This is a genomic window from Kitasatospora albolonga, assembly GCA_002082585.1.
In the GTDB taxonomy this organism is placed as follows: domain Bacteria; phylum Actinomycetota; class Actinomycetes; order Streptomycetales; family Streptomycetaceae; genus Streptomyces; species Streptomyces stephensoniae.
Genome location: CP020563.1, coordinates 6,531,592 through 6,542,937 on the forward strand (window position 1 = coordinate 6,531,592; position 11,346 = coordinate 6,542,937).

The 11,346-nt window shown below is 70.2% G+C and carries 8 protein-coding genes and 1 pseudogene; 4 read left to right on the plus strand and 5 right to left on the minus strand.

Annotated features, from left to right (window positions below; all coding sequences use genetic code 11):
- The first annotated feature begins 13 nt into the window (after positions 1-13).
- Positions 14-1,039: a methyltransferase gene (locus B7C62_28965; protein ID ARF75846.1), complete on the plus strand. Its 1,026-nt coding sequence runs from the start codon at positions 14-16 to the stop codon at positions 1,037-1,039.
- An 86-nt stretch (positions 1,040-1,125) separates the two neighbouring features.
- Here the strand turns inward: B7C62_28965 and B7C62_28970 are convergent, their stop codons facing one another.
- Positions 1,126-2,514 (minus strand): aldehyde dehydrogenase, encoded by a 1,389-nt coding sequence (locus tag B7C62_28970; GenBank protein ID ARF75847.1) that lies wholly within the window; start codon positions 2,512-2,514, stop codon positions 1,126-1,128.
- 1 nt (position 2,515) lies between these two features.
- Positions 2,516-3,625 (minus strand): phenazine antibiotic biosynthesis protein, encoded by a 1,110-nt coding sequence (locus B7C62_28975; GenBank protein ID ARF75848.1) that lies wholly within the window; start codon positions 3,623-3,625, stop codon positions 2,516-2,518.
- Positions 3,626-3,867: 242 nt separating this feature from the next.
- On the opposite strand from B7C62_28975, the gene B7C62_28980 reads away from it, so the two are divergent.
- A complete protein-coding gene (locus B7C62_28980; protein ARF75849.1) occupies positions 3,868-5,067 on the plus strand; it encodes an oxidoreductase in 1,200 nt (399 codons plus the stop codon).
- A 154-nt stretch (positions 5,068-5,221) separates the two neighbouring features.
- Here B7C62_28980 and B7C62_28985 read toward each other — a convergent pair.
- From B7C62_28985 to B7C62_28995, 3 genes and pseudogenes are all read right to left on the minus strand, one after another.
- Positions 5,222-6,451 (minus strand): annotated as a pseudogene (locus tag B7C62_28985) (amidohydrolase).
- A gap of 4 nt (positions 6,452-6,455) precedes the next feature.
- A complete protein-coding gene (locus B7C62_28990; GenBank protein ID ARF75850.1) occupies positions 6,456-8,135 on the minus strand; it encodes a 2,3-dihydroxybenzoate-AMP ligase in 1,680 nt (559 codons plus the stop codon).
- A complete protein-coding gene (locus B7C62_28995; protein ID ARF75851.1) occupies positions 8,132-8,365 on the minus strand; it encodes a hypothetical protein in 234 nt (77 codons plus the stop codon). Before B7C62_28995 ends, B7C62_28990 begins: the two co-directional genes overlap by 4 nt.
- Positions 8,366-8,878: 513 nt before the next feature.
- Here B7C62_28995 and B7C62_29000 point away from each other — a divergent pair.
- Together B7C62_29000 and B7C62_29005 are read left to right on the plus strand one after the other, a co-directional pair.
- Positions 8,879-10,156: an aminotransferase DegT gene (locus B7C62_29000; GenBank protein ID ARF75852.1), complete on the plus strand. Its 1,278-nt coding sequence runs from the start codon at positions 8,879-8,881 to the stop codon at positions 10,154-10,156.
- Complete coding sequence (locus B7C62_29005; protein ID ARF75853.1) at positions 10,153-11,322, plus strand: FAD-dependent oxidoreductase; 1,170 nt, start codon at positions 10,153-10,155, stop codon at positions 11,320-11,322. The genes B7C62_29000 and B7C62_29005 overlap by 4 nt, the downstream gene beginning before the upstream one ends.
- The last annotated feature ends 24 nt before the right edge of the window (positions 11,323-11,346 follow it).

Genomic DNA, 11,346 nt, shown 5'->3' on the forward strand with positions numbered 1-11,346 from the left:
GAGGTGTCCGATCATGAGCAGTGCCATGCCGAGCGAGTCCCTGGTGTCGGACGTGATGGAGCACGCGCTCAGCGCGGCCTGCGCGGCCTCGGTGCGCGCGGCCGTGACCCTGGGCCTGGCCGAGGCCCTCGGCGACGATCCCGCGACGGCCGATGAGCTCGCGACGGCGGTCGGCGCGCATCCGGCGGCCCTGCGGCGGCTCCTGCGGTCGCTGACGTCCTACGGGGTCTTCGCGGAGAAGCCCGCGGACTTCTACGTCCACACCGAGAAGTCGCTGGCCCTCCGCGAGGACGCACCGGACAGCGTCAAGTACCTGGTGCTGTGGTGCACCGAGCCATGGCTCTGGCCGCTGTGGGGGGATCTCGGCGAGTCCGTCCGTACCGGGAGCGAGGTCTTCACCAGGACGCACGGCCGGAGGTTCTACGAGCAACTGCACACCGAGTGGCCGGAGTCCGCGCGGATATTCGACCGGGCCATGACCCAGCAGACCCGGCTCTCCGCCACGGCCGTCGCCGACATGCTCCCGCTGTCCGGGGCCGCCACGATCGCCGATGTCGGCGGAGGGCAGGGGCTCGTCCTCGGTACGCTGCTGGAACGCCACCCGGAACTGCGGGGGTTCCTGCTCGACCTCCCCGATGTGGTGGCGAACGCCGACGCCCGGCTGCACCCGGGCGGTGAACTGGCCGACCGGGTGCGCCTGGTGCCCGGTGACTGCCTGAAGGAGGTCTCCGCCGAGGCCGACGTCTACCTCTTCAAGAACATCCTGGGGGTGGACGACGACGCCTCGGTCCGCATCCTGCGCAACGCGATGAAGGTGGCACGGCCGGGAGCCCGGATGGTCATCGTGGAGAACTTCGTCGACGACGGCCCCGGAAGGAAGCTTGCCGCCGCGATGGACCTCCGGATGCTGCTCGTCATCGGCGGGCAGAAGCACACCCGGGCCGGGCTGTTGAAGGTCGTGGAGCGGGCCGGTCTGACCGTGCGGAGCGTCCGCCCGGTGGACTCCTCACTGCACATGATCGAGGCCACGGAAATGTGACGGACAATCAGAGAGCTCCTTGAGCGCATGTGTTGGGCCTCCGGCATCAGATGCCGGAGGCCCAACACATGTGGATACGCCTACGGTCAGTTGACGATGACCGCCTTGGTCTGCATGAGGAACCCGCCGAGATATCCCTCGTGCGGAAGGCCGGGCCGCGTCCAGGTGGTCGGATGGTCCCCGACATGGATCTTGTTGATGGTCGGCTCGGCGACCAGCGATTCGATGAGCTCGGCGTCGTCGGTGAGAGCGGTGAGCGACAGGGTGTCGCGCAAGGGCGCCATCCAGTCGCCCTCGCGCCGCCACGGCAGCACCCATACGCAGGGGAAGCCCATCTCGATACGGGCCTGCGGGGCGTCCGGGCGGTCGAGGAGGAACACCGCCGGACGCAACACCGCCGAGCCGTCGCCGAGTTCGTCGACGATGGTGTCCGCGCTCAGCAACGCCCGGGCGTCGCCCGCCTCGGCCCGCAGGTACCGGTCCAGGGCGCGCGCGGTGGCGGTCAGGCGGACCGGCAGCCTGGCGCGCTCGTCACCCGGCGGGAGCGAGGGCAGCCTGCCCAGCCGGTCGGCGATGGCCTCGGCGACCGGCTCGGGATCACCCTCCACGAACACCGCGGTTGCGTTCACACAACCGGTCCCGGCGTGACCGGCGACGGACTCCGTGATGGTGTCCAGGTGCCGCCCGGCATCCACACCCGAGGTGAGGAGGATCTTCGACCGGCCGGGCCCGAACGGCATGACGAGGGTGCTGGACCCGTACTTCCGGGCCACCTCGTCGGAGCCGAACGCCAGGGCCACGTCCGCCTCGGCGACCAGCCGGTCGGCCGTCGGGTGGTCCGTGGGCAGCAGGACGACCTGGTCGTTGTCGTAGCCCACCTGGCGCAGGGCCGAGACCAGCCTGTGGGCGGTGAACGGCTCCCGCTGCGACGGCCGCACCGCCACGCGGTACCCGAGGGCCAGGGCGTCGAGCCACGCGGTGTGCACCACAGGGGAGTTGGCCGGGGCGTGGACCATCAGCACCTCACCGCGCCGGGTCCACACCCCCGAGCCGCGCCTGGCCCGCTGGTCGCGCCAGCTGTCCGCCGCCCCGACCGGGCGCGCCTGGCTCACGCTCTCGTACGCGGTCGCGGCGTACTCCCCGACCTGCTGGGCCAACTGCCGTACGGTGGACACCGGGATGCCCGACACCTCGGCCACGGTCCGGTGGTAGGAGTCGGGGGAGACCCCGTCGACCGAGCCGCTCGCGAAGAGCCAGCCCGCCCGGGTCAGGAGCTTCCTGCGCCGTTCCGGGTCCGGCGGTGTGGCCCTGCGCAGCGCCCGGATGTTCCGCTGGGCGAACAGCCAGGGAACCAGGCTCAGTTCGGCCACCGGTTCGCCCCGGACATCGCAGACCACTTCCTGGTTACGGCTCCGGTAGGGCCCTGCGGCACCGAGCGCGTGGAGCCCCGCCGGTGCGGAGGATGTGCCCCGCACGTCAGTAGACCCCTTCGACGACGGGGGCCGCGCCGAATTCCCGTACGGGCTTGAACTCGGCCACCGCGTCGCCCGGGAGGCCCAGGCGGTGCGGGTGGCGGACCCCGGTGTCCCGGTCCAGGTTGTTGGGCAGGAACAGGTTCCGGGTGATGTGGTGGGTGAGGACCTGGCCCCGTTCCCCGTACGCCACGTTCCTCCCGGTCTCGGGGTCGATCACCGAGAACATGGAGAACGGCGACGGCGGGTCGAAGACCGGGGACTCGTCGGCCGGTGTCCCCGGCCGTTCCGGCATCGCGCAGAAGATCATCGTGCTGCCGAAGATGCTGACGAAGTCGATCTGCGGGAAGAGCTCGGTCCGGAACAGGTGGCGCGTGTCCTCGTCCATCGACGTGCCGCCGTAGATGACCGTGTTGACCTTCTCGTTGATGAGGTCCACCAGGTGGTCGCGCCGGCAGACTGCCTCCAGGAGCGGCGGCGTGATGACCATCACCCGGATGTCCTGGCTCCGCAGAATCCATTCGATCTGGTCGACCAGGTGGGTGATGTAGCCCTTCGCCTCGTCGACGGCGCCGCGGCCCATGAGGAGTTTCGCCCAGCGGGGGTCGAAGTCCACGGTGTAGAAGATGCTTCCGAACCGCCGGGCGGTGTCCTGGGCCAGGATGCCGGCCATGTGCGGACCGGCCGGCATGATCCCGAGCCAGCTGTCACCCGCCGCGATGCCGTGCTCCAGCAGCCTGTTGTAGTACCAGGCCCACGACTGCTCCCGGACATCGGGCAGGACGAACACCCGCTTGGGCGCCCCGGTCGTTCCCCCGCTCTCGCCGACCACCGGCGGGACGGGCAGCCGGTCGACGCTTCCGTAGCCCCGGGGGACCAGGTCCTCTATGCGGGTGTCGCGCAGTTCGTCCACGATGTTGGGGAACAGCGACAGGTCTTCCACGGTCCGCACGTCCGTACGCGGATCGAAGTCCAGTTTTCTGCTCTGCTCCTGCCAGAACGGCGATCCGGTTTTCGGGTCGAAATGCCATGCCATGGCTTCCTGGATGAGTTCCTGCGCCTCCGGCGGACTGTCCCACGGAGTATCGAGTGCGGATGCGGAACGTGAGGTCATGGCCTTGCTCCTCGGCATTCTCTTTCGGCGGTCGGCCTTTCGAAGGTACAAGGCCGGATGCTCCCCCGGCCATACCCGCCCTCTCATCCGATGGGTTGCCTGGTTTTACAACCGTGGATCTAGTCTCATTGCCGCCCGGCTGAGAGCGTGATTAGTCTCCTGGCTGCTGTTCCGATTTCCGCCGGATGTGCGAACGGACTCCATCCGGTGAACCGTCACATGAGTGCGGGCAGGAGTGGGCGATGGGCAAGAGCCGCTATGACGTGATCGTCGTGGGTGCGCGGTGCGCGGGGGCGCCGACCGCGATGCTGCTGGCGAGGAAGGGGTACCGGGTGCTGGTCGTGGACCGGGCGACCTTCCCCAGCGACACGCTGTCGACCCATCTGATCCACCCGCCGGGCGTCGCGGCGCTGCGCAGGTGGGGCCTGCTCGACAGACTCGTGGCCACGGGCTGTCCGCCCATCCATACCTACGAGTTCGACTTCGGCTCCCTCGTCCTCCCGGGCGCCCCGGGCACGCCCGCCGAACCGTACGCGTACGCGCCCCGCCGGACCGTCCTGGACGAGATGCTGGTGGGCGCGGCGGTGGCGGCGGGGGCCGAGGTCCGTGAGGGGTTCACGGTCTCCGGGCTCGTCCTCGGCGAGGCCGGCCGGGTGGTGGGGGTCCGGGGGCGGGGGCCCGACGGCGCGGAGGTGACCGAGCGGGCGTGGGTGGTGCTGGGCGCGGACGGTCTGCATTCGCTGGTCGCGCGTGCGGTGGGTGCGCCGCAGTACAACGAGAATCCGAAATTGATGGTCGGTTACTACAGCTATTTCAGCGGGCTGGAGATGGACGGTGTCTTCAAGGCCCATTCCCGTCCCCACCGGAGTTTCGGTGCCTGGCCGACGCACGACGGTCTGACCCTGGTCGGTGGCTGCTGGCCGTTCGCGGAGTTCGGTGAGATAAAGAAGGACATCGAGGGGAACTATCTCAAGAATTTCGAGCTGGCACCGGCCTGGGCGGAACGGGTGCGCGGTGCGCGGCGTGAGGAGCGCATCGTCGGCGCGGCTCTGCCGAACTTCTTCCGTAAGCCCTTCGGTCCCGGCTGGGCGCTGGTCGGTGACGCCGGTTACTGCAAGGACTTCTTCACCGCGCAGGGCATCAGCGACGCGTTCATCTCCGCCGAGCTGTGCGCCGGGGCCCTCGACGAGGCGCTGTCCGGGCGGCAGCCGTTCGACACGGCGATGACCGGCTACCAGTCCGCCCGCGACCGGCATGCGCAGCCCGTCTACGACTTCACGCTCCAGGTCTCCACGCTGGAACCCCTCTCCCCGGAGTTCGAAAAGCTCCTGGAGAACATTGACGGGAATCAGCGGGCCATGGACGCCTTCGCCCAGGTGAACGCGGGCGTGCTGCCGATGGCGCAGTTCTTCTCCGACTGGGACCCTTCCCGCACCGGCTGAGGGAGCCGGTGCGGAACGAAGGGGAACCGTCCGCGACCGAGCGGACGGTTCCCCTTCGGCCGTTGCGGCAGGCCGCCGTCCGGACCGCTCACCCGGACCGGACGGCGGCCTCACCGGCAGCGGGGGCGACGGGGGCGACGGCGGAGCCCCGGTGCACGAGCTCCCCGGACTTCCACACCCGCGTGATGCGGGCAGGGTCGGCCAGCACGGTGATGTCCGCCAGCGGGTCCCCGTCCACCGCCAGGAGGTCGGCGTCGTACCCGGCTGCCAGCCGGCCGGACCGGGGCGCCCGGGGGCCGAGCGTGCCGGGGCCGTTGGCGGTGGCCGCCGTGATGGCTTCCAGCGGGCTCAGCCCCGCGGCGGTCAGATGGGCGAACTCGCTCGCGTGCCCGCCCCAGGAGAGCGGGCCGCCCCGGTCGCTGGTGCCCAGATCGGTGCCGAGCGCGATGGTGACACCGGCCCGGTGCGCGATGCCGATCGCCGTGAGATGCCGTTCGGCCATGACCTCGAAGCGGTCCCGCCAGGCCGGGGGCAGCGCGGCGGCGTTCTGCCGGAACGCCTCGTAGATGGTGCGCGTGGGCACCAGCGTCATGCCCCGCTCGGCCATCAGGTCCGCGGTCTCCTCGTCGATCTCCGTACCGTGCTCGATCGTGTGGCAGCCCGCGCGGATCGCGGCCAGGATGCCCGCCCGGCCGTGGCAGTGCGCCGCGACGATCCGGTCGGCCCGTGCGGCCTCGCTGACGATCGCGTTCAGCTCCTCGCTCCGGTACTGCTGGTGCACCGGGTTGTCCACCTCGCTCAGCACACCGCCCGAGGTGCAGATCTTGATCAGCTCGGCCCCCGCCCGGAGTTGCAGGCGTACGGCCCGCACGCACTCGTCCACCCCGTCGGCGATGCGCAGCGTACCGCCGCTCCGGCAGGGGTCGGTCACCCAGCGGTAGGGCAGGCGGTGCGCGTCGCTGTGCCCGCCCGTCTGCCCGATGACCTGGTTCGCGCTGTAGATGTTCGGACCGGTGAAGGTCCCCTCCCGGACGGCCTCCGCGAGGACGCAGCCGTGGCCGCCCATGTCGCGCAGGCTGGTGAACCCCGCCCGCAGCGCCGTCTCGGCGTCCTTGACGCCGCGCGCGACGGCCAGCGTCTCGGGGGTGAGCATCAGCTCCTCGGTGCTGACCCGGCCGCGGATACCGGCGAAGTGCACATGGCAGTCCCACAGGCCCGGCAGCAGGGTGGTCACCCGCGTCGGCTCCAACGCCCGGTGCGCGTCGCTCAGTTCGGCCGTCGGCCCGGCGAAGCGGATACGGCCGTCCGCGTGCACGACACTGCCGTTCACGGTGGGTTCGCCGGAGCCGGGGACGAGCAGGTCCGCGTCGATACGCCTTTCCATGTGCCTATGCCTCCACGGCCGTTCGTCGCGCGATGTCGGCGCGGAGCGCCTTCTTGTCGATCTTGCCGATGGCGGTGGTCGGCAACTCCGTCACGGTCTCCATCAGTTCGGGCAGCTTCCAGGCGGCCAGCCCCAGTCCGCGCAGGAACCGGCGCAGCTCCAGCAGGGTGGGATCGTGGCCCGGCTCCGGGACGACGTACAGGCAGACGATCTCGCCGTACAGTTCGTGCGGCGCGCCCACGGCGGCGGAGGCGCGCACACCGGGATGCCGTGCCACCGCCATCTCCAGGTCCTCGGCGGGGATCTTCTCGCCGCCGCGGTTGATGATGTCGCGCACCCGGCCGTTGACCACGAGACCGCCCCCGGGCGTCCGGGTCGCCAGATCGCCCGTGCGGTAGAAGCCGTCCGGTGTGAACGCCTTCGCGGTCGCGGCCGGGTCCCGGTAGTACCCCGCGACGGTGTAGGGCCCCCGGGTGAGGAGCTCGCCCGTGGTGCCGTCCGGCACCGGCCGGCCCTGTCCGTCCACGATGAGGACCTCGTCCACCGGGGAGGCGGGGCGGCCCTGGGTGCCGACGATCACCGTCTCGTCGTCGTCGAGACCCGTGTAGCAGAGCAGGCCCTCGCTCATCCCGTAACACTGCTGGAGGGTCGCCCCGAGGACGGGGCGGATGCGGCTCGCCAGCTCCGGGGAGGGGCGGGCGCCACCGGTCTGGAGCACCCGCAGGCTGCCGGTACGGCTGTCCGCCCCGGCGGCGGCCAGCCACTGCATGGCCACCGTCGGGACGACCGCGCAGTGCGTCACGCGTTCGCGCCCGATCAGTTCGAGGGCCTGCCGGGGGTCGGTGGTGCTGCCGAGCACGACCGTGCCGCCCTGGGCCAACGTGCCCAGAACGCCGGGGCAGTTGAGGACGAATCCGTGTGCGGCAGGCATCACGGCCAGATAGACCGAGTCGCGTGAGACCTCCGCGATGTCGCAGGCCGTCCGGATCATGTACGCGTACCCGGCGTTGCCCCGGGGGATCACCTTCGGCGGACCGGTGGTGCCGCCGGACAGCAGGAACACGGCGGCGTCGGTCATCGCGGAGCCGCGCACCGGCCGGTCCGCCCCGGCGGGCCCGAGCGGTCCGTCCCACGGCGCGTGCGGGTCGCACAGCGCGGCGAGGTCGACGTCATCGGCCGTGACATCGCCGAGGGAGAGGACATGGCCGAGGGACGCGTGCTCCTTCCGCAGCCGCCGGGCCGACTCCACCGGGCCCGCCGCCCTGCCACCGGCACTCACCGCGAGGGCGACCGGCCGGGCGGCGCGCACCACATGGCCCAGCTCGTAGTCGCCGAACCCGGGCAGGACCAGGACCGGCGGCGCCCCGATGTCGAGCAGCGCCAGCACCAGTACCACGAACTCCGCGCAGTTCGGCAGCTGCACCACCACCCGGTCCCCGGGCCGGACACCGAGCCCCGCCAGCCGCTGCCCGGCCACGGTGACGGCCGTGTGCAACTCGCCGTGCGTCAGCCGTACCGTCCCGCTCACCACGGCACAGCGGTCGGGGGAGCGCAGCCGCGCGGCGCGCAGCAGATCGGCGATCCGCTCCTCGCGCCACAGCCCGGCCCGCACATAGCCCTCGGCCCGCTGCCGGTCGATCACGGGTACGTCCGGATCGAGCGGCCGGGCGCCGGACCGGCTCATCGGGGCGTCTCCGGTATACCGCCCGCCAACTGCTCCACCGTGTAGTCCACCTTGTCCCACAGATTGACCCTGATACCGAATCGTTCGCGCAACTGAATCTCCAGATCGGTGGTCTCGACCGAGCTGAGGCCGAGATCGGCACGGAGCCGGGTATACGGTTCGATCTCGGTCAGCGTCTGCTCCGCGATACCGATATCGAGCAACAACTGCTTGAGTACGTCCACGGACACGGCGGCTCCTTGAATTCTGGTGACGAGGATTCCGGGTGGGTGGCGTTTTCGCGGTGGTGTTTCCGCTTTTCTCGCGAAACCCCTGTCGCGGAAGCCCCGTTGCGGCGGCGCAGGCCGAGGCTAATCGACGCCTCTCGGCCTGACAATGGACTAGTACGTCGGTACTAACCGCCCGGTACGGGACCGCCCCGCGGCCGGAAGCGGGTTTTCGGCGGGACCGCCGGGGGTGCCTCATCTTCCGGGTACGGACGGTCCGATGGTCTTCCACCCCTGGTACAGGTCCGTTGTGCCGAAGTCGTACAACGGCGTTAGAACAAGCGTTGTATTCCCGATGCCGGTGGGATTTGAGAGTGTTGCGCCCATGCCGGACGAATATCGAAAGTCTGCGGTGCGCAGAGGCGGCCGCAGAAAATTCGAGCTGGTTTTCAGGGCGGTACTGTCCCGGATAAGCGCATCGATGCCCGGACTTTCGGGTGACATGGTGTTTCAGGCGGTCGGGAGTCTTGGAGGTGGATGGTGGAGAAGTCGTACGAGATTCCCTACCCGGAACTCGGGTCCGTGCTCGGTGAGCAGGAGATCGGCGTGCTCACCCGGCTGGTCAACTCCGGTGAGAACCTGTCGGGGGGACGCTGCCGGGAAGAGTTCGAGCGATGTTTCCGTGAGTACCTCGGCGTACCGCACGCGCTTTCGGTGACCAGTGGGACCGTGGCACTGGAGATCGCGATACGGCTGCTCGACCTGAACGACGGCGATGAGGTCATAGCCACCCCGCAGACCTACAAGGCCAGTGTGCAGCCGCTGCTGAACTACCCGGTGAAGGTCCGCTTCTGCGATGTCGAGCCGAACACGCTGAACCTCGACCCCGGGCACTTCGCATCGCTGATCACCAGCCGTACCAAGGCGGTGATCCTCGTGCACTACGGCGGTCTGCCCTGCGACATGGACGCCATCATGCCGATCGCCCGTCGGCACGGAATCACGGTGATAGAGGACTGCGCGCATGCGCTCGGCGCGGATTACCGGGGGCGCAAGCCCGGTGCGCTGGCCGATATCGGCTGTTTCAGCTTCCACTCCAGCAAGAACATCACCACCCTCGGCGAGGGCGGAATGATCACGCTGTTCGACCGGACGCTGGCCGAACGGGCGGACCGTATCCGGTCCAACGACGCCGACGCGGTCTACCGCGAGCAGGCACGGGCCATCGGGGAGAGCACGAGCGCGCATCCGTGGATGATGCACCCCGGTTTCGCCTTCACCCATGACTGCTCGGCGATCCGGTACGGCGGTACGAACGCCACCCTCGCGGAGCCGAACGCGGCGGTGGGCACCGTACAACTGGCCAAACTGGAACGGCTGGTGAGCAGACGGGCGGATATCGCGGGCGCTTATACGGAGGTGCTCAAGCAGTACTCCGGGGTACGGATGCACGGCGGCCCCGAGCCGGTCCGCCACGGACACCATCTGTACACGTTCTTCGCCGACCCGGCCGACGGCATCCTGCGGGACCGGCTGGTCTCCCGCCTCGACGCCCTCGGTGTCCAGATGCAGCTGCGCTACTTCCCCATGCACCTGCTCGCCGAATGGCGGGCCAGGGGCCACCACGCCGGGGAGTGCCCGGTCGCCGAGCGCATGTGGTTCGAGCAGCAGGTCAACCTGCCCTGCCACCCGGGCATGACCGACTGGCAGGTCGACCAGGTCGCGTCCCGGCTGGACACCGTCCTCGGCCAGGAGGTCCGGGGCACACCGATCGCGGCGGGAACGGCGCGGAAGACGAAGGGCTGGACCCAGTGACCGAGACGGAGCACTTCGACATCGTCGTGATCGGCGGCGGCCCGGTCGGGCTCGCCTCGGCCTGGCACGCCGCCCGCCGGGGCCAACGCGTCGCGGTCTTCGAGCAGTTCGCGTTCGGCAACGAACAGTGCGGCACGAGCGGGGCGGAACGGCACTGGCGGTTGCAGTACACCGAGCCGGACCTGTGCCGGCTGACCGGGGAGGCCCTGCCGCTGTGGCGCGAGCTCGAACGGGCCACCGGACACCAGCTCCTGCACGCGTTCGGCAGCCTCTGGTTCGGCGATGTCGACGTGGCCACCAACGAGGGGAAGATCTCGGCGACCGCCCGGACCATGGACGACCTGTCCATCCCCTACGAGTGGCTCACCGCCGCCGACATCGAGCGCCGCTACGGCTTCACCCGTCTGCCCGGCCACTTCGAGGGGTTCGTCCAGCCCGACGGCGGGGCCGTCGATGTGCGGGCCACGGTGGACGGCCTGCTGCGGCTGGCCGAATCCGCCGGTTGTGCGCTGCGGCCGGGGGAAGCGGTGCTGGAGCTCGTACCCGACAGCGACGGCGTACGGCTGCGCACCCCGCGCGGCTGGTGCCGGGCGGGCAAGGTGGTCCTGGCCAACGGCGCGTACGCCAACACGCTGCTCGAACCGCTCGGTACCCGGCTCGATCTCCAGGTGTTCGAGATGGCGCTCGTGACCATGCGCCAGCGCGATCCCCGGGTGCGCTACCCGTTCTGGTTCGTCTTCCAGGAACCCACCGAGGAGGACACCAACCTCTTCTACGGGTTCCCGCCCAACGCCTGGCAGGACACCGACCAGGTCCGGGTCGGCCCGGTGTTCGAGGTCAACGCACTGGCCGACCCCGCCCGGGCGACCGGTACGGCCGATCCGCGCCATGTGGCCAGGATGTCCGAGTGGGTCGAACGGCATCTGCCCGTCGTCGACCCGCGGCCGCTGGCCCGCGAGACCTGCCTCGCCGTGCTGCCGTCCGACCCCGAGCGGCAGTTCTTCCTCGGCACCGCCGAGGGCCGGTTCCACGGCGGGGAGAACGTCGTGATCGCGACCGGCGGGTGGGGGTTCAAGTTCGTCCCGCTGCTCGGCAAGGTCTGCGCCGACCTGTGCGTGGACGGCTCGACCGGCTACCGCGTCGACCGTCTGATGCTGCCGAAGTGACCCACCGTAAACCCCCGAAGTGAC